The organism is Dactylosporangium sp. NBC_01737, assembly GCF_035963215.1.
Taxonomy (GTDB): domain Bacteria; phylum Actinomycetota; class Actinomycetes; order Mycobacteriales; family Micromonosporaceae; genus Dactylosporangium.
Genome location: NZ_CP109153.1, coordinates 12,669,210 through 12,686,940, shown reverse-complemented (window position 1 = coordinate 12,686,940; position 17,731 = coordinate 12,669,210). Strand labels below are relative to the sequence as shown.

14 protein-coding genes and 2 pseudogenes are annotated in these 17,731 nt (G+C 75.5%); 10 read left to right on the top strand and 6 right to left on the bottom strand.

The features are described from left to right. Positions 1-20: 20 nt before the first annotated feature. Positions 21-2,339, bottom strand: a complete 2,319-nt coding sequence (locus OHA72_RS58475; protein WP_327004732.1) for an FHA domain-containing protein — start codon at positions 2,337-2,339, stop codon at positions 21-23. Continuing rightward, positions 2,336-4,204 (bottom strand): serine/threonine-protein kinase, encoded by a 1,869-nt coding sequence (locus tag OHA72_RS58470; RefSeq protein ID WP_327004731.1) that lies wholly within the window; start codon positions 4,202-4,204, stop codon positions 2,336-2,338. Before OHA72_RS58470 ends, OHA72_RS58475 begins: the two co-directional genes overlap by 4 nt. Positions 4,205-4,598: 394 nt before the next feature. On the opposite strand from OHA72_RS58470, the pseudogene OHA72_RS65410 reads away from it, so the two are divergent. The 4 genes and pseudogenes from OHA72_RS65410 to OHA72_RS58450 form a co-directional block, all read left to right on the top strand. Further along, positions 4,599-4,982 (top strand): annotated as a pseudogene (locus OHA72_RS65410) (AfsR/SARP family transcriptional regulator); the annotation flags it as partial. A 704-nt stretch (positions 4,983-5,686) separates the two neighbouring features. Next, entirely contained in the window at positions 5,687-5,815 is a 129-nt protein-coding gene (locus OHA72_RS58460) for a hypothetical protein (RefSeq protein WP_327004729.1), read from the top strand. Beyond that, on the top strand, positions 5,794-7,314 hold the full coding sequence (locus OHA72_RS58455) for a tetratricopeptide repeat protein (RefSeq protein ID WP_327004728.1): 1,521 nt from the start codon (positions 5,794-5,796) through the stop codon (positions 7,312-7,314). Before OHA72_RS58460 ends, OHA72_RS58455 begins: the two co-directional genes overlap by 22 nt. A 55-nt stretch (positions 7,315-7,369) precedes the next feature. After that, positions 7,370-7,939 (top strand): annotated as a pseudogene (locus OHA72_RS58450) (NB-ARC domain-containing protein); the annotation flags it as partial. Positions 7,940-9,090: 1,151 nt separating this feature from the next. Here OHA72_RS58450 and OHA72_RS58445 read toward each other — a convergent pair. Beyond that, positions 9,091-10,113, bottom strand: a complete 1,023-nt coding sequence (locus OHA72_RS58445) for a helix-turn-helix transcriptional regulator (protein WP_327004727.1) — start codon at positions 10,111-10,113, stop codon at positions 9,091-9,093. 85 nt (positions 10,114-10,198) lie between these two features. Here OHA72_RS58445 and OHA72_RS58440 point away from each other — a divergent pair, with 85 nt between their 5' ends. The 4 genes from OHA72_RS58440 (at position 10,199) to OHA72_RS58425 (ending at position 12,515) form a co-directional block, all read left to right on the top strand. Then, entirely contained in the window at positions 10,199-10,624 is a 426-nt protein-coding gene (locus OHA72_RS58440; protein ID WP_327004726.1) for a VOC family protein, read from the top strand. A 230-nt stretch (positions 10,625-10,854) separates the two neighbouring features. Next, complete coding sequence (locus OHA72_RS58435) at positions 10,855-11,619, top strand: sulfite exporter TauE/SafE family protein (protein WP_327004725.1); 765 nt, start codon at positions 10,855-10,857, stop codon at positions 11,617-11,619. 18 nt (positions 11,620-11,637) lie between these two features. Further along, on the top strand, positions 11,638-12,333 hold the full coding sequence (locus OHA72_RS58430) for a hypothetical protein (protein WP_327004724.1): 696 nt from the start codon (positions 11,638-11,640) through the stop codon (positions 12,331-12,333). Beyond that, the gene (locus OHA72_RS58425; RefSeq protein ID WP_327004723.1) at positions 12,330-12,515 is read left to right on the top strand and encodes a hypothetical protein; all 186 of its coding nucleotides are present in this window, start codon (positions 12,330-12,332) and stop codon (positions 12,513-12,515) included. Before OHA72_RS58430 ends, OHA72_RS58425 begins: the two co-directional genes overlap by 4 nt. A 74-nt stretch (positions 12,516-12,589) precedes the next feature. On the opposite strand, the gene OHA72_RS58420 is transcribed toward OHA72_RS58425, so the two are convergent. Genes OHA72_RS58420 through OHA72_RS58410 form a run of 3 tightly spaced genes read right to left on the bottom strand, consistent with a single transcriptional unit; the run spans position 12,590 to position 14,840 of the window. After that, the gene (locus OHA72_RS58420) at positions 12,590-13,063 is read right to left on the bottom strand and encodes a hypothetical protein (protein WP_327004722.1); all 474 of its coding nucleotides are present in this window, start codon (positions 13,061-13,063) and stop codon (positions 12,590-12,592) included. Beyond that, a complete protein-coding gene (locus OHA72_RS58415; protein ID WP_327004721.1) occupies positions 13,060-13,662 on the bottom strand; it encodes an RNA polymerase sigma factor in 603 nt (200 codons plus the stop codon). Before OHA72_RS58415 ends, OHA72_RS58420 begins: the two co-directional genes overlap by 4 nt. Further along, positions 13,659-14,840 (bottom strand): S8 family peptidase, encoded by a 1,182-nt coding sequence (locus tag OHA72_RS58410; protein ID WP_327004720.1) that lies wholly within the window; start codon positions 14,838-14,840, stop codon positions 13,659-13,661. The genes OHA72_RS58415 and OHA72_RS58410 overlap by 4 nt, the downstream gene beginning before the upstream one ends. A 77-nt stretch (positions 14,841-14,917) precedes the next feature. Here OHA72_RS58410 and OHA72_RS58405 point away from each other — a divergent pair, with 77 nt between their 5' ends. Both OHA72_RS58405 and OHA72_RS58400 read left to right on the top strand, forming a co-directional pair. Then, positions 14,918-15,982 carry a tetratricopeptide repeat protein gene (locus OHA72_RS58405; protein ID WP_327004719.1) on the top strand — a complete coding sequence of 355 codons (1,065 nt, stop codon included), beginning with the start codon at positions 14,918-14,920 and terminating at the stop codon, positions 15,980-15,982. Between the two features lie 69 nt (positions 15,983-16,051). Continuing rightward, positions 16,052-17,542, top strand: a complete 1,491-nt coding sequence (locus tag OHA72_RS58400; RefSeq protein ID WP_327004718.1) for a CHAT domain-containing protein — start codon at positions 16,052-16,054, stop codon at positions 17,540-17,542. Positions 17,543-17,731 lie beyond the last annotated feature (189 nt).

Here is a 17,731-nt window from a genome sequence, read left to right as displayed (position 1 = left end):
GTGCCTCCTCTTCCGGCCGGTCAGCGGCCCGGCTCGTGGCGCCGCAGTGCCCACCGGCCGGCGCCGGCGACCGCCACGGCCTGCACCGCGAGGACGCCCATCGCCCACCACCACGCCGCGGCGGTGTGCCGCCACAACGCGTCGGCGCTCGGGTTCAGCTCCAGCGCGCGCAGGTCGACGGTGGCGGCCGCTGCGGCGTACCCCCACCGGGCCGGGGCCAGCCACGACAGCTGCTCGACGCCCGCACGTCCGACCACCGCGAACAGGCCGCCGCACAGCACCAGCTGCGCCATCACCAACCCCACGAGGATCGGCATCGTCTGCTCACCGGTGGAGACGTACGCGCTGACCAGCAGGCCGGTCACGGTCGAGGCCAGCGCGGTCAGCCACACGACCACGATCAGCTCCAGCAGCGGCCAGCGCAGCGCCAGCGCGTCCTGCGCCCCGGGCCGCCCGGCGAGGCCGACGAGCACGAACAGCGCCGCCTGTACCCCGTTGACCGCGGCGAACACGAGCACCTTCGAGCCGAGATACGCGCCCGGCGCGAGCCCGACCGCGCGTTCCCGGCGGTAGATGGGGCGTTCCCGGACCAGTTCCCGCACACCGCCGGCAAGTCCGAAGAACACCGCCCCGATGATGAGCACGACCGCCAGCTGCGACGCCTCGGCGCTGCGCCCGAGCGGGTTGTCCGGGCGGGCGAACCCGTCGTCGCCGGGGATCACGTACAGCAGAGCGGCGAGGCCCAGCGGCAACCCGAGCAGCAGGGCCGCGTACATCCGGTCCGCGAGGGTCACCGCGGCCATCCGCCGGGTCAGGATCGCCAGCTGCCGCCACCAGCTCTGCCGGGGCGGCGGCGCCTGCGCCGGTGGCGTCTGCGGCGCCGCCGGGCCGGGGGCCCCGGCGGGGTGCGGGGTCACCGTGACGGCGTACCGCGCGGCCCAGCCGTCCGGGTCGTCGTACACCTGCTTGAAGACGTCGGCGTACTCGTCGGCGCCGAAGAACGGCAGCAGGTCGCCGGGCGGCCCGAAGTAGGCGACCTTGCCGCCCCGCCCGAGCACCAGCACCCGATCGCAGACGTTGAGGTGCAGCGGGCTGTGGGTGACCACGACGACGGTCCGGCCACGGTCGGCGAGGTCCCGCAGGCTCACCATCACATCCCGGTCCAGTGACGGGTCGAGCCCGGAGGTCGGCTCGTCGAGGAACAGCAGCGACGGCTCGGTGAGCAGTTCCAGCGCCACCGACGTGCGTTTGCGCTGGCCGCCGGACAGGGTGTCGATCCGCTGGTCCGCCTGGCCGGTCAGGCCGAGCTGGCCGATCACCTCGTCGATGCGCTGCTCCCGCTCGGCGGCGGTGACGTCGGTGCCGAAGCGCAGCGCGGCCGCGTACCGCAGGGCCCGCCGCACGCTCAGCGCGGCGTGCAGGATGTCGTCCTGCGGGACCAGACCGATCCGCTGGCGCAGGTCGTCGTACTCGGCGTAGAGGTCGCGGCCCTGGTAGACGACCGCGCCCTCGTTCGCCGGGCGGTATCCGGTCAACGCGCCCAGCAGCGTCGACTTGCCGGCGCCGCTCGGGCCGACGACGGCCAGCAGGCGGCACTCGCCGAGCTCGAACCCGACGTTGTCCAGCAGCCGCTTGCCACCGGCGACCGTGACGCCGAGCCCGTCCACCCGCAGCGAGACCCGGCCGGTGTCGACGTACTCCCGAAGCTGCGTGCCGTCCACGACGAGTTGGTGCCGTCCGAACGACAGCAGGTCGCCGGAGCGCAGGTCGGCGTCGCTGACCCGGCGGCCGTTGACGAACGTGCCGTTGCGGGTGCCGAGGTCGACGAGCTTCAGCCCCGCCCCGGTGCGCAACAGGTCCGCGTGGTGCCGCGACACCTGCAGGTCGGCCAGGACGATGTCGTTGTCCGGGGCGCGCCCGATCCGTGTGCGGTGCGCGGCGCGGTAGGTCGCGGAGGGCACCCGGCCCGCCTCGAACCGCGGCCCGGACGCGGCCGTGCCCGGTGCGGAAGCGGCGGCGACCGTCGGCGGCGGCGCGGCCGGCTCCGGACGCAGGGTGAGCGTGGGCCCGTCGGGCGCGCCCAGCCGGATCTGGCACGGCCGCGCGAGGTCGAGCTCGTCCACCCGCGCGCCCGCGGCGTAGGTCCCGTTGCGGCTGCCCAGGTCGCGCAGCCGCCAGCCGCCGCCCCGGAACCGCAGCTCGACGTGTTCACGGGACACCCGGGGGTCCTCGACCACGATGCGGCACAGCGGGTCCCGGCCGATGCGCAGGACCTCCTCCTCCGGACCGATCCGGCGTTCCCCGTCGGGGGTGCCGATCAGCAGCGCCGTCCCGGTCACGGGCCGGCCTTCGGCAGCCGCTTCGCCATCGCCGTGGCGAGCTGGATCGCGTCGGACTGGTAGCTGCCGCGGGTGTCGCCCAGGAAGTACGCCCCGGTCACCGCCACCTCGATGACCACCTGACCGCTGCGGACGAAGACGATGGCGAGCTTGCTGCTGTCGCCGCCGTCGGTGAAGACGCCGAGGCTCTCCTCGCCGAGCTTCGCGGTCTGCATCTCCGACCAGCCGCAGCGTCCGGCCGTGGTGCGCAGCGCACCGAAGAAGGCCTTCGCCTCGTCGCTGTAGAAGCCCGCGACCGCCGAGCTCACGTACGGGTACCCCTGGGCGCTGGACGCCTTGAACGTGTTCGTCTCGGCGCCGGCGATGGCGTCCCCGGCCACCGCGCCGTCGGCGCAGAGCTTGAGCTTGGACAGTCCACCCTGCAGCCAGGAGCTGTCGGACCGGGTGTCGACCGAGTCGGGCGCGACCCTCATGACCGTGGCGATGTCGCCGACCGACACCAGCGCCGAGCGCAGCTCCGTCACCGGTGGCGGCGGCCTGCTCTTGTCGAATGAGCGGGTGGCGCCGGGCCGGCCGTCGGCGCCGGGCCCGCCGCCGAGCCCGTCGACGGCCGAACCCAGCTTGTTCACGAAGAAGCAGCAGCCGGCGACGGCCAGCAGCACCACGCCGCCGACCACGAGCAGGACCTTGCCGGTGCTGCTCTTCGCCGGCGCGGCGCCGGGCTGCCCACCGGTGGACGGCGGCATCGGATAGCCGACCGGCCGGGGCGATGCCGGCGCGCCGCTGAACGAGCCCGGCGGCAAGGGGTACCCGGGCGGCCCGGAAGGCCCCGGGCCGGTGATGGGCGGCACGGAGCGCCACGGGCCGGTGGTGTGCGGCGCGGAAAGGCCCGGACCGGTGGTGGACGGCGCGGAGAGGCTCGGGCCGGTGGTGTGCGGCGTGGAGAGGTTCGGGCCGGTGGTGGGTGGCAGCGCCGCAAGCCCCGGCCCGGCGGTGGTCTGCAGCGGCGCCGCCCGCAGTGCGCGGATCCAGCCGGCGGCCGACGCCGGGCGCGCGTCGGGGCGGGTCGAGAGCATCGCGAGGATGCCACGGACCTCCCGGTCGTTGCCCGGCCCGAGCGCCGCCGCGAGCCGCTGGGCCATGCCGTCCACGTCACCGGGCACCGGGGCCTCGCCGGTCACCGCGTAGTAGACCGTCGCGCCCAGCGTGTACCGGTCCGTGGCCGGGGTGTACTCGCCGCGGGCGAGGGACTCCGGCGCCATGAACGGCGCGGTGCCGAAGATCCGTGAGGTCCGGTCGGTGCTGCGCAGCCGGACCAGCCCGAAGTCCACGAGGTACACCCGGCCGTCGGTGGCGAGCAGGACGTTCGCGGGCTTGATGTCGCGGTGGATCACCGCGGCGCCGTCGGTGTCCCGTCCGCTGTGCAGGTGGTCGACCGCCTCGGCGACGCGCTCCAGCGGCGCCAGCACGTCGAGTCCGCGGACCTCGCCCCGCTCCAGCGCCTCCTGCAGGTTGCGCCCCTCGATCCACTTCATCACGAAGTAGAGGCGGCGGCCGGAGGGAGCGTCCTCGCCCGCGGCGTGCGGCGGCGCGCCGATGAAGACCTCCTTCACCTTCACCAGCGCCGGATGCTCCACCTGCGTGGCGAGCGCCGCCTGCAGCCGCAGATCCTCGAACTGGCGCTCGGCGACCGAGTCGTCATCGATCCGGATCATCTTCACCGCGTACCGGAACGACTCGGCGCCGTGATGCTCACGAGCGAGCCAGACCTCGCCCTCGCCGCCGGCGGCGCGCCGTTCCACGAGCTCGTAGCGCTGCAGTGCGTCCGCCGGGCCGACGTAGCACGGGCCTGCGTCCGTCGACACGAAATCTCTCACCGTTCTCTCGACCCATGGGACGTCGGCGAGCGTAACGGAGCTTCGACGCCGCGATCCGGTCGTTGTTAGCGGCTTGTTAGCGCCGTCGGTGCGGTATCAATGGCCTGTGGAGTTCGCAGTTCTGGGACCGGTCGAGGTCCGTGCGCAGGGCCGGCTCCTGCCCGCCGGGAGCGGGCGCGCGCGGCTGGTGCTCGCCTCGCTGCTCATCGACGCCGACCGGTTGAGCACCACCGACCTGCTCATCGCCAGGCTGTGGCAGCACCCACCGGGATCCGCGAAGGCCCAGCTGCACAACCTGGTCAGCGGGCTGCGCCGCCGGTTCCGTGCCGAGGATCCGGCGCTGATCGAGACCCGCCCCACCGGGTACACGCTGCGCCTGGGCATGCACCGGCTGGACCTGGTGGAGTTCCGGGGGCTCGCCGGGCGGGGCCGGGCCGCGGCCGAGGCGGGCGACCACACCGCGGCGGTGGCGCTGCTGGACCGCGCGCTGTCGCTGTGGCGCGGACCGGCGCTCGCCGACCTCGACGGCCCGTCCGCCGGGGAGGCCCGCGAGGCGCTGCACCGGGAGCGGCTCGCGGCGGCCGAGCTGAAGCTGGACGCCGCGCTCGCGCTCGGCGACCACGACACCGTGCTGCGCGAGGTCGAGCCGCTGGTGGCCGCGCATCCGTACGCGGAACGGCTGTACCGCCAGCAGATGCTGGCGCTGGCCGGTGCGGGTCGCCGGGCCGAGGCGCTCGCCGTCTACCGCCGCGCGTACCGGCGTCTCGTCGACGACATCGGGGTGGAGCCGGGTCCTCTGCTGCGCGGGACGGAGCGGTTCATCCTGCGGGGACGGCAGGTGGACGCGCCGGCCGCGCGGCCGGTGCCGCGGCAGCTGCCGCCGGCGGTCGAGCTGTCGGGGCGGGGCCCGCTGCTCGAACAGGTCGTCGAGCGGCTCGACGACACCGCCGCCGCCCCGCCGGTCGTGCTGCTGGTCGGCCCCGGCGGGGTCGGCAAGAGCGGACTGGCCGTGGCCGCGGCGCACCGGCTGAGCACGGTGTACCCGGACGGGCAGCTGTACGCCGACCTGCGGGGCAGCCACGACACCCCGGCCGACCCGTTCCGGGTCCTGGAGCGGTTCCTGCGGGCGCTGGGCGTGCCCGGCGCGGACACGCCCGCGGACCCTGAGGAACGCATCGCGCTGTACCGCAGCCACGTCGCCGGCGGCCGGATGCTGGTGGTGCTAGACGACGCCGCCGACGAGGCGCAGGTGCGACCCCTGCTGCCCGGCACCGGCGGGGCCGTGGTGACCTCGCGGCGGCAACTGGCGGCGCTGCTGCACGTGGCCCGGTTCGTGGTGCCGGCACTATCTGCCGGCGACGCGGTCCGGCTGCTCGCCACCGGCGCCGGTGAGGCACGCGTCGCCGCCGACCTGGCCGCGGCGCACGAGATCGTGCGGCTCTGCGGTGGCCGCCGCTCGCGGTGTGCATCGTGGCGGCCCGGCTCGCCGTGCGGCCCGACGCGACCCTCGAGGAGCTGCGCCGGCGCCTGGCCGCGCAGCGGGCCGGCTGGACGAACTGGCGGTCGGCGACCTCGACGTGCGGGCCAGCATCGCGCTGAGCTGCGACGCGCTGCCCGCCGAGGCGCGGCAACTGTTCCTGCGGCTGGGCCTGGTCGCCGCCGACTGGCCGGCGTGGGCCGCGCAGGCGCTGCTGGACACGCCGGCCCGGCACGCCCGGACGCTGCTGGACCGGCTCACGGAGGTCCACCTGGTCGAGCCGCTGGGCCGCGACGCCGCCGGGCAGGACCGGTACCGGCTGCACGAGCTGGTCGCCGAGTACGCCCGGGAACGCCACCCCCTCGACGAGGCGGTGGCCGAACGGGACCGGGCGCTGCACCGGCTGCTCGACGGCTGGCTCGCGCTGGCCGGCGAGGCCGACAAGCTGCTGGGAGACGCCACCGGCGGCCCGGGCCTGAGCGTCGCACCACCGCCGGAGGACGGCGTGCGGGCGGTACGCGCCGGCGCCCTGGACTGGTTCGAGACCGAACGTGCCGGGCTGGTCGCGGCCGTCGACCAGGCCGGCCGCTCGCACCTGCCGGACGTCGCCGGTGCGCTCGCCCTGCGGATGTCGACCTTCCTGGGCAACCGGTGCTACACCGACGACTGGGAGCACACGCTGCACACGGCGATCTCGGGCGTGCGGGCCACCGGATCGGACCGGCTGCTGGCCCGGCTGCTCGACGGGCTGTTCAAGGCCCACCTGCAGCGCGACGAGCACGCCCGGCTGCCCGCCGTCGCGGCCGAGCAGTTGGCCGTCGCGTGCGCGCTCGGCGACGCGGAGCTGCAGGTGCTCGCCCTGCGCAACGCCGGGCTCGCCGCGCTGCGCCTCGGACGGTTCGACGAGGCCTTCGACCACCTGGAACGGGCGGTGGCGACGGCCCGCGGCGGGGCGGTGGCGGGCGCGCTGCTCAGCGACAGCCTGGACAGCCTCGGCTTCGCCCGCTGGGACACCGGCGACGCCGCGACGGCCGTGTCGGTGCTGGAGGAGGCGCTCGCCGTCGACGAGGTCGCGGACGGTTCGCTGCGGACCGCGTTGCGCCGCTACCACTACGGCCTGGCGCTCACCGCCGCCGGCCGGCTCGACGACGCCGAGCGCGCGCTCACCGCGGCGATGCGGACAAGCCTCGCGGTCGGCGACGATCTCGGCACGGCGTACGTCGAGCAGGCACTCGCCGACGTGGCCGTCGGGCAGGGCCGGCTGGCCGAGGCGGCGCAGCGGCTGGACCGGGCGCTGGCGGGACACCAGAAGCTCGACCGCCCCGACGGACTCGCCGAGACCCTGCGCGCCGCCGGTGACCTGGCCGCCGCCGAGGGCCGCTGGCCGGACGCGGTCACCGCGCTGCGGCACGCCGTGGACATCTGGCAACGCATCGGCGCCGCGGTGCAGACCGCCCGCGGCCTGGCCCGCCTCGAACGGGTCTCGGCCGCGTCCGGCGACGAGGCCGCCGCAGTGGAGTACCACCGGCAATGGCGCGCCGTGCTCACCGGGCTGCGGCTGGACGACGCCGCGCTGCACCTGCCGGCCATCGAGGGCACTACCGTGCCAGCCGCACACTGAGACCCTGTCCGTCAGCAGTTGTCCGAACGCCCACCCCTGACCAGGCGGAGGCCGGATGGACTCCCGGAAGCCGACCGTCGTCGACGCCCGAGGCGCCCGCGGGGTGCAGGTCGGCGACCACAACACGCAGCACAACGCGTTCCACCTCGCGCCGAGGGAGACCGCCTGGCCGGTGCGGGCCGGTGCGGTGCCGCCGCTGGTGCACTGCCGCCAGCAGCGCCCGGCCGACCTGGACCTGGACGCGGCGCTGGCCGCCGATGCCGGTGCGGTGCCGGCGTTCGTGCTGTCCGGGCTGGGCGGGGTCGGCAAGACGCAGCTCGCCGCCGCCGCGGCGCATCGCAGGTGGGACCGGGGCCAGGTCGACCTGCTGATCTGGGTGTCTGCCACCTCCCGCGACAGCATCCAGGCGACCTACGCAGCCGCGGCCGCGGACGTCACCGGGATCGTCGCCGACGATCCCGCCGCCGGGGCGACCCGGCTCCTGGGATGGCTCGCCGGGTCGCACGGCCGGTCCTGGCTGATCATCCTGGACGACCTCGCCGATCCCAGCGACCTCAACGGCCTGTGGCCGCCGGTGACCGGGCACGGTCGCACCGTCGTGACCACCCGCCGCCGCGACCACGCGCTGACCGCCGGACGGCACCTGCTCACGGTGGGCCTGTTCACCGAGGCGGAGGCGGTGGGCTACCTGCGCGAGAAGCTCGCCGGCAGTCCCGACCGGGCGGCGGACGCCGAGCTTCTCGCCGCCGATCTGGGCCTGCTGCCGCTGGCGCTGTCCCAGGCCGCCGCGTTCATGCTGGACCGCGGGCTGGGCTGCGCCGAGTACCGTCGCCGCGTCGCGGACCGGCGCATGCAGCTCGCCGATCTCGTGCCGGAGCCGCCGGCGCTGCCCGATGAGCACAGGGCGACCATCGCCGTGACCTGGTCGCTGTCGGTCGAGCTGGTGGACACCTTCACGCCCGTGGGGCTCGCCAAGCCGGTCCTGGAGCTCGCCGCGCTGGTCGACCCGAACGCCGTGCCCATCGCGGCGTTCACCGTCCCGGCGGCGCTGACGTATCTCGGGCGGCGGCGCGGCCACGAGTGCGACGGGGACGACGTCACCGACGCCCTGCATGGGTTGCACCGGCTCAACCTGGTCAACCTCGACGCCGCGGCCGGTACCGTCGGTGTCCACGCGCTGGTGCAGCGGGCGGTCCGTGAGGCAACTCCGGGCGAGCTGCGCTCCGGGCCGGCCGTCACCGCCGCGGACGTCCTGGACGCGGTGTGGCAGGCGGCGGAGCACGACGCCGCGCTCGGGCAGCTGCTGCGCGCCAGCACGGCGGCCCTGCACGACAACGCCGGCCCGCTGTTGTGGGACCGCGACGCCGGCGTGCATCCGGTGCTCCGCACGGCGGGCAACAGCCTCGGCGAGGTCGGCCTGGTCGCCGACGCCGTCCGCTACTTCCGGCAGCTGCACGCCGAGGCCCGGCAGCACCTCGGCCCGCAGCACCCCGACATCCTGTACACCACCGGTGATCTGATCCGCTGGCGTGGCACGGCCGGTGACGTGGCCGGCGCCGCCGGCGGCCGATCACCAACGTCGACTCGCGAGGACCACGTCGTCGGCGTCGAAGTCGTCGACGTCGGCGCGCAGCGGGTCGCGCCGGTGGCCGGGTCGAGCGCGAAGGGTGAGCCCGACCGCATACCGTGTCGCCCGCCGCACCGTGCCGCGACAGAACACGTCGAGCATCTCCGCCGTTCCCAGGCAGGACGTCGACGTTGCGTACGGTCTCGGCGTCACCGCTCGCGTTGTGCTCCCCGTGGTGGATCGCGCCGGTGGCGTGCGCCGATGAACCGGTCGGCGGTGCCGGTGAAGCGGCGGGCGAGGTGGGCGAAGGCGTGCGCGAGGTCCTCGGGGCCGACGACGTCGATGTCGGCGTCGAACCGGGCGACGGCGGCGGCGAGGCCGGGCCACGACCATGACCCGAGAGTGAGCCGGCAGCGGCCGGCGCCGAGGTCCTCGACGACGCCGTCGCGGGTGTAGCGGGCCACGGTGGCGGCGGGCAGGTCGAGGATCACCGTGCCCTGGCAGGGCCAGGCGCCGGAGGCGTCGGCGGAGCCGCGGAACGTGGCCACGACGTAGCCGGCGACGTCGCCGCCGGGCAGTGCGCGCGGGGTGAAGCGGGGGCCGTTGGGCGTGCGCAGGGCGATCCGGTCGGCGCGGAAGACGCGCCAGTCGTCGCGGTCGAGGTCCCACGCGACGAGGTACCAGCGCCCGTCCCAGGTGATGACGTGGTGCGGCTCGGCCCGGCGCGGCGGCACGTCCGCGGAGACGGCACCGTAGTCGAAGCGCAGCACCTGACGGGCGCGGACGGCGGCGCTGATCGCCAGGAGCACGCCGCCGTCGACCGGCGCGGCATCTCTGGCGGGGCGTTCCACGGCGGTGACGTGCAGGTCGTCGACGCGGCGGCGCAGCCGGGCGGGCATGACCTGCCGGATGGTGTGCAACGCCCGCGCCGCGGCCTCCGCGAGGCCGTTGCCGGGGGTGGTGGCGGCGACCTGCAGCGCGACGGTGAGCGCGACGGCCTGCTCGTCGTCGAACAGCAGCGGCGGGAGCTCGGCGCCGGCGCCGAGCCGGTAGCCGCCGTCGGGGCCCTTGACGGCGGCGATGGGATACCCGAGCTCACGCAGCCGGTCGACGTCGCGGCGCACGGTGCGCAGGCTGACGTCCAGGCGCTCCGCCAGCAGCGTGCCCGGCCAGTCCCGGCGGGCCTGCAGCAGCGACAGCAGCGCCAGCAGCCGCGCGGAGGTCTTCGGCATGCGACCGATTCTGCCAGGAGTAGGTGCCACACCCTGTCACCTACTCCTGCGAATCTCGGTGACACACCTTCCGATGGGAGCCCTCATGAGCATCACCACCACGACCCACCTGAACTTCCGCGGCGACGCCCGCGCGGCGCTGGAGTTCTACCGGTCCGTGTTCGGCGGCCAGTTGACGCTGGTGACCTATGCCGACGCCCACAGCGTCTCCGACCCGGCCGAGGCCGACCAGGTCATGTGGGGTCAGGTCCAGGCCGGCAACGGCTTCCACGTCATGGCCTACGACGTGCCCGGCAACCAGTCCTACAGCCCCGGCGACAAGCCGGTCTTCGTCTCCGTGCGGGCCGGCGACGGCGACGAGCTCACGACGTACTGGAAGGGCCTGTCCGAGGGCGCGACGGTCGTGCAGGACCTCGGCCCGGCCGGATGGGCCCCGCTGTACGGCATGCTCAGGGACCGCTTCGGCGTGACCTGGGTGCTCGACGTCGCCGTGGAGTACGACGCCGGCTGACCCGGACACCCGGGCGGCGCCGTCACGCGACGGCACCGCCCGGCCGGTGTCACCAGTTCTTGTACCGCACGGCACCGAGGTCGCAGAACGTGCAGGCGGGGCTCAGGAAGTCCGTGGTGCGGCGGAACCCCTCGCCGGCCAGGTGCCACCGCAGCCAGGCCGTGATTAATAGGTGAGCTTCGATCAAAACAGCCGGCCCGGGCGGGGGGATCGGTAGAATCACCGGTGCCGTGTCCGACCCTTTCGTCACTCTTGCCGTCGCCTCCGGGGCCACGTTCGCCCTCGCGGTGCTGTCGGCGGTCGCCGGGTTCGGTGGCGGGGTCCTGCTGCTGCCGGTGTTCACGGCGCTGTTCGGGCTGCGGGTGGCGGTGCCGATCCTCACCCTGACCCAGCTGTCGAGCAACGGCTCCCGGGTCTGGCTCAACCGCCGCGACGTGCACTGGCCGCTGGTCGGCTGGTTCGCCCTCGGCGCGGTGCCGTTCGCCGCCGGCGGCGGGCTGCTGCTCGCGCACGCGCCGCTGGGTCCGCTCAAACGGCTGCTCGGCGCGTTCCTCATCGCGATGGTCCTGTGGCGCCGGCGCGACCCGAAGCCGCGGCGCGACCCGAAGCCGCAGCGCGACCCGAAGCCGCGGCGCTCACCGGCCCGCGTGTTCGCGGCGGTCGGCGCGTCGTCGGGGCTCGGCTCTGCGCTGCTGGGTTCCGTCGGGCCGCTCACCGCGCCGTTCTTCCTGGCGTACGGCCTGACCCGCGCGGCGTACATCGGCACCGAGGCCGCCGCCGCACTGGTCCTGCACCTGTCGAAGATCGCCGGCTACGGAGCGGGCGCGCTGCTGACCCGCGAGGTGCTGCTGTACGGCGCCGCGCTGACCCCGGCCGCACTGCTGGGCGCCTGGGCCGGCAGGAAGCTCGTCGGGCGGATCAGCGACAAGGTGTTCGTGACCCTGGTCGAGTCCGGCCTCCTGGTGGCCGGCGCGCTGTTCCTGGCCGGCCTGTGAACCTCTACGGTGACGGAGGTGAGCTACGACCTGTACTTCTGGCCCGCCGGGGCGGCACGCAACCCGCGCCGCACGGCCGACCGGCTCGCCGAGGACAGGCCCGGCCGCCTGGTGCCGGACCCCCGGGTGCTGGCGTTCCGCGCCGAGCTGGTGCGCCGCTGGCCGGACGTCGCCCGCTACCTCAGCCCGTGGCACACCGACCAGGACTGGCAGCGCGGCACGGGCCCCTCCGACGCCGCCCACCGCTACGTCGTGCTCACACTCCCGTTCAGCTGGCACGCCACCACCGCCCTGCCGGTCCTCGCCGGGGCGTACGGGATGGACTGCTACGACCCGCAGTGCGACGTGCTGACCTCCCCCGGCCCGGCCACCCCCGCGAAGGCCGACCTCGACGACATCGGGCACGTCGCCGGCCGCATCGCCGGCGACCGCGTCGCGTGGCTCCTCCGGCAGGTCAGTCGGCACATCGGCTACACGTACGACGACCTGGACGAGGCGGCACTGACCGGCGCGCTCGACGACCCGGGCGCCTCGTTCGAGTACCCTCTCGCGGGCACCCCACCGCTGACCGCCCGGCTCACCCGCCCGCAGTCCCGGGACACGATCGACGTCCGCTTCGACGGCGCCCTGGACCTGGTCCTCGCCTCCCGCATCGGGGAACTGCTCGACGCCACACGGTCGGGCGTCTCACCCCCCGACGGCGCCCCCCGTTGAACTGGGCACGGTCCAGAGCGTTCGTCGCCGAGCTTTCCGGGCTGGCCGCCGTCGTCCGGGCGAACACAGGTTTCCTGGCGGCGCGCTTGCATACGGCGGTCGCGCTCGGGAACCGGATCGGCTTCTCCACCTTTCCCGCGACCTGCGACACCGACGATGCCGAGGAACCGCCCGAGTGCTGACAAGGAGCAGGAACGGCCACGCGACGTGACGTACCCGGACGGGCAGGATCCTCAGCTTTCATGCGGCCGTGCGGTCAGGTGAGGAACGTGGCGGTGGTGACCGCGGCGGTGTCCGGGGTGGCCGGGCCCCAGCGGATGCGCAGCGGGCCGACCGGCAGGTCCGGGACCGAGAAGCGGCCGAGGTGGTCGGTGGCGCCGGACCACTCGCCGCCGGTGTGGCGGACCTGGAGCGGGGCCACGACCGGCCGGCTCACCTGCCCGACCAGACGCACCAGGGCGCCGTCGACGATGACCTCGACGTCGATGACGGTGTCGCCGCTGTCGAAGCTCAGGACCCGTGGCTGCCCGTCGTCGGGGTCGGCCCGGACCCCGGCAGGGGCGCCCGCGACGGCGCTGTCCAGCAGGAGTGCGGCCAGGGCCGCGTCGGGGTCGCGCCAGGCGAGGCCGCTCGACGCCGCCTGCAGGAGCCGGGCGGGGACGGGGTCGGCGGCCACGAACATCCGCGTCACCGCCTCGCCGAGCTCCTCACCCGCGGGTGGGTGCGTCATGCCTGCCTCCGTTCACCAATGGTCCGCTGCCGCGCCAGGCCCGGGGCCGGCAGTTCGCCGGTGAGCAGGCCGCGGAGCGACTCCAGGCACCGGGCGCGGGTCGGGCCGATGCTGCCGACCGGCATGTCCAGCGCCGCGCCCAGCTCCGCGTAGCTCGGGGCCGGGTGTGCGCCCATCGCCCGCAGCAGCCGGCCGCACCGCTCCGGCAGCCGGTGCACGGCCTGCCACAGCAGCCGGTGCTCCTCCGAGCGCAGGGCCTCCTCTTCCGGCAGGTCCGTGGTGGACGGTGCCCGGTCGAGGTGTTCGGTGACGTCGGCCGGTGACTCGCGGCCGCGGCGGCGCAGCATGTCGATCGCCTCGTTGCGGGCGGTCGTGGCCAGCCATGAGCCGAGACCGTCACCGTTGCGGATCTGGCCGAGCTTCTCCACCAGCCGGAACCAGGTTGCCTGGAACACGTCGCCGGCGTCGGCGTCGTTGAAGCGGAAGCTGCGTGCGACGGCCCAGACCAGGCCGGAGTAGCGGGCAACGAGTGCGTCCCAGGCACGCTGGTCGCCGTCTGCGGCTTCGATCAGGGCGATGGTCGGATCGAATGCCGTCACAGCACAGCAGCGTACCCGCCGATCGATCGTGGCGAGGATGACATCACCTGCTTCGCCGCCGAAAGCACGCTTCCGGTCGATGCGGCGTGCTCGGCGATCAGCGCGACCACGTGCGGGGTGGCGAAGGACGTGCCGCTCCACGCGGCCCAGCCGGTGCCGAACTCGGGGTGGTGGATGTAGGTGCTGACCACGTCGGCGCCGGGCGCGGCGAGCGTCACCCACGGGCCGCTGTTGCTCCACGGGCACAGCGCCTGCCCGTCGTGGGCGGCGACGGCGAGGACCTGCTGGCGCCACGGCACGTCGGCGCCGGCGAACCCGGCGGGCCAGAACGGCCGGTCGGTGACACCGTCGTTGCCGGCGGCGGCCACCGCGACGCGGTCCCGGCCGAGCAGGAAGCGGTTGAGCGCCCAGCGCAGCAGCACCGGCGGTTCGCCGTCGACGGTGTACGCCCCGAGCGACAGGCTGAGCACGTCGACGTCGGTGAGGGCGGCGATGCGCAGCGCCAGCTGCAGCTCGGTGCCGACCCCGAACGTGTCGAGGACCTTGACGATGCGGACCTGTGCCTGGCGGGTGCCCTGCAGGACGACGCCGGCGATGAAGTTGGCGTGCCCCACGTCGGAGTCGATCACGTTGTCCCGGTCGACGTCGACGTCGGTCTCGTAGTCGGCCTGGGCCACCTGGTACCGGCTGGCCGGCAGGGGACTGTCGGCCCACACGCCGGTGTCCATGACCACGACCCGGGCGGCGCCGTCGGCGGCGGGGGAGCCGTCGATCGCCGCTGCCGCCGCCGCGACCGGCCGCCCGAACGGGCCGCCCTGCTCGTACGGGGACGCGAGCAGCACGTGGTTGGGCCCGGCGACGCCACCGTCGGACGCCCGTTCGCGGGTCCGCCGGGTCGCGCGGACCGCGTCGAGGCCGGGTGCCCGCAGCCGGCGGACCCCGGGCAGCGGCTCGTCGGTCGCCACGTCCGCGGCGCGGTGCCCGAGGCCCTCCACGACCCTGCGGGCGTCGTCGTAGTGCTCGTCGACGACGAGCAGCTCGCCGCTGACGTAGCGGACCGGCTGCCCGCCGGTGGTCTCGGTGCCGAGCCACTGCAGGCCGGCCAGGTGCGCCGCGCGTCGCTGCCGCCACCGGTCGAGGCGCCGGGTCGGGTCGGGTCCACCTTGGAAGTCAGTCATGTTCAACGTGACGTTCGAGTGACACCGTCGATACGTCGGGTACACGACAGTTCCCGTCGATGGCAGGATCGGCGGGTGTGGAGCCCGCATCCCTGCACCCGATGTCCGACGCGCTGACGCTGGCGACCCGGGCCGTCGAGGCGGTCGCCGCCGATCCGGACCAGGCCCGGGCCTTGGCGGCATCGGCGCTGGTCGCGGCCCGCCGGGCGAAGGACCCGGACGCGGCGTCGGTGGCGAACCGGGCACTCGGGCTGGCCGCCCGCGCCGACGAGGACGCGCACACCGCGGCCCGGCACCTGCGCGCCGCCCTGCGGGTCGCCGGACGCCACGATCGGATGACCCTGGCGGCGGAGGCCCGGATGAGCCTGGCGCTCGTCCTGGACGACCTGGGCCGGCCGTCCGCCGCGGTCCGCGAGATCGACGTCGCGCTGCGCAGCCTGCGCGGGCTGCGCCGCGGGCGGGCGGTGATGCAGCGGGCCCTGATCCTGCGCCGGCTGGGCCACGACGAGGAGGCCATGCGCGGCTACCAGGCGGCGCTGCGGGTGTTCCGCCGCGCCGGCGACCGCCTCTGGCAGGCCCGGGCGCTCAACAACCGTGGCATCCTGCACAGCTACCACGGCAGCCACCGCCTCGCGGTCGCCGACCTGTCCGCCGCCGCGGCGATCTACGCCGAACTGGACCTGCCGGCCGCCGCCGCGCAGGTCCGGCACAACCTGGGCTACATCGCCGCGCAGGCCGGCGACGTTCCCCTCGCCCTCGCCCGGTACGAGCAGGCCCGCGACGTGCTGTCCCGGGAGGGACCGCAGGCAGTCGCCCTGCTCGACCTCGCCGAGCTGCTGCGCTCGGCGCGGCTGCTGCCGGAGGCACAGCAGGCGGCGCAGGACGCCGTCGACGCGTGCCGCCGCGGCCGCCTCGACGCCGCCCGCGGCGAGGCGGGGCTGCTGCTGGCCCGCGTCACCTCGCCCGCGGCAACGCCGCCGAGGCCCGCGACGCGGCCCGCGCCGCGCGGCGGGCGTTCACCACGCAGGGACGGCTGCTGCCGGCCGCGCGGGCCCGCGCCGTGGAGCTGTGCGCGATCATCGCGACCGGCCGGGCGCACCGCGGCACTCTGCGGGCGGTCCGGGCGGTCGCGGCGGAGCTGACCGCCGCCGGCTGGCTGCTGCCGGGCTGCGAGTCGTGGCTGGACGCCGCGCAACTGGCCCTCGCCGTCGGTGACCGGCCCGGCGCCGCGGAGAGCCTGGCTCGGGCCGCCGGCACCGCCCGCCGTGGCCCGGCCGCGCTGCGGGCACGGTGGTGGCACCTGCGGGCGGTCGCGAGCCTCGCCGACGGCGACCCCCGCCGCGGCCCGCTGCGCCGACGCCGGGCTGCGCGAGTTCGAGGCGCACCGGGCCAGCCTCGGCGCCACGGAGCTGCGGGTCCGCAGCGGCGGCACCGTCGCCGACCTGGCCGCGTTCCGGCTGCGGCTGGCCGTCGCGCACGAGCCGGCCGAGCAGATGCTGCTGTGGTCGCAGCGCTGCCGGGCCGCGACGCTGTGGCTGCCACCGGCGCGGCCCAGCGGCGACCCGGTCATCGCCCGCGACCTGGCCCGCCTGCGCAGCGTCCACGCCGACCTCGCCGCGGCCCCGATCGGCGCCGCGCACACCCGCCGGCTCCTGCAGCGCCAGCACGACCTGGAGGAGCAGGTGCGCCGCAGGTCCTGGCAGGCGCACGGCACCGAAGAGGCGACCGCCGCGGGCCCGCCGCTCGACGTGCTCGCCGCCGCCCTGGGCGACCTGGCGTTCGTCGACCTGCTCGCGGTCGACGCGTGCCTGCACGCCCTGGTGCTCGTCGGCGGCCGGGTCACCCACCGGCCGCTGGGCCCGGTCCAGCCGGTCCTGGACGAGCTCGCCGGGCTGCGCTTCGCCCTGCGGCGGCTGGTCACCGGCCGCGGCCACCGCGGCGCCGCGACCCTCGCCGCCGACCACGCCGCGGCCGGCCTCGACCGGATGCTGCTCGCCCCGCTCGACGACCTCGTCGGCGACCGCGACCTGGTGCTCGCCCCGACCGGCCAGCTGCAGGCCCTGTCGTGGTCGCTGCTGCCCCGCTGCCGGGGCCGCGCCGTGCAGGTCACCCCGTCGGCGGCGACGTGGTGGCGGGCGCAGCGCACCCGCCCGGCCGGCCCCGCCGTGTTCGTCGGCGCCGCCGACCCGCCGCAGGCGCTGCGGGAGGTCACCGGGATCGCGGCGGTCTCGCCCGGCGCGCGGCTGCTCGCCGGGCCCGGTGCGCTCGTCGCCGACGTCCTGGGCGCCCTGGACGGCGCCGGCATGGGGCACATCGCCTGCCACGGCCAGTTCCGCACCGACAATGCCCTGTTCTCCGCGCTGCGGCTCACCGACGGCCCGCTGACGATGTACGACCTGTCGGTGCTGGACCGGGCCCCCGGCACGCTGGTGCTGTCCGGCTGCGACACCGGCCTGTCCGCGGTGCATCCCGGCGAGGAACTGCTCGGCCTGACCAGCACGCTGCTGCAGCTCGGCACCCGCACCGTGGTGGCGAGCACCGGCCCGGTCGACGACGACGCCACGCGGACCCTCATGACCGACTTCCACAAGCGACTCGGCACGGGCTGCACCGAGGCGGCCGCCCTCGCCGCCGCCCAGCTCGCCGCCGACGGCGACGACCGCTACAGCAGCGCCGGCTTCGTCTGCTACGGGGCCGGCTGAGCCCCCGGGCACGTGCCGGGCGCCGGTGCCGGGCCTACGCGCTGCACGCCCGGCGCCTGCGCGCGCAGCTGGCCGGCGCGACCCTGCCGCCCGCCACCGCCGCTCCGGCGCCTGACCGATGGCGCTAATTGCTAGTTACCCGATAGGGATTGACAACTTATTCCTGTCTCTTTAGGTTTCCAGTAGGCG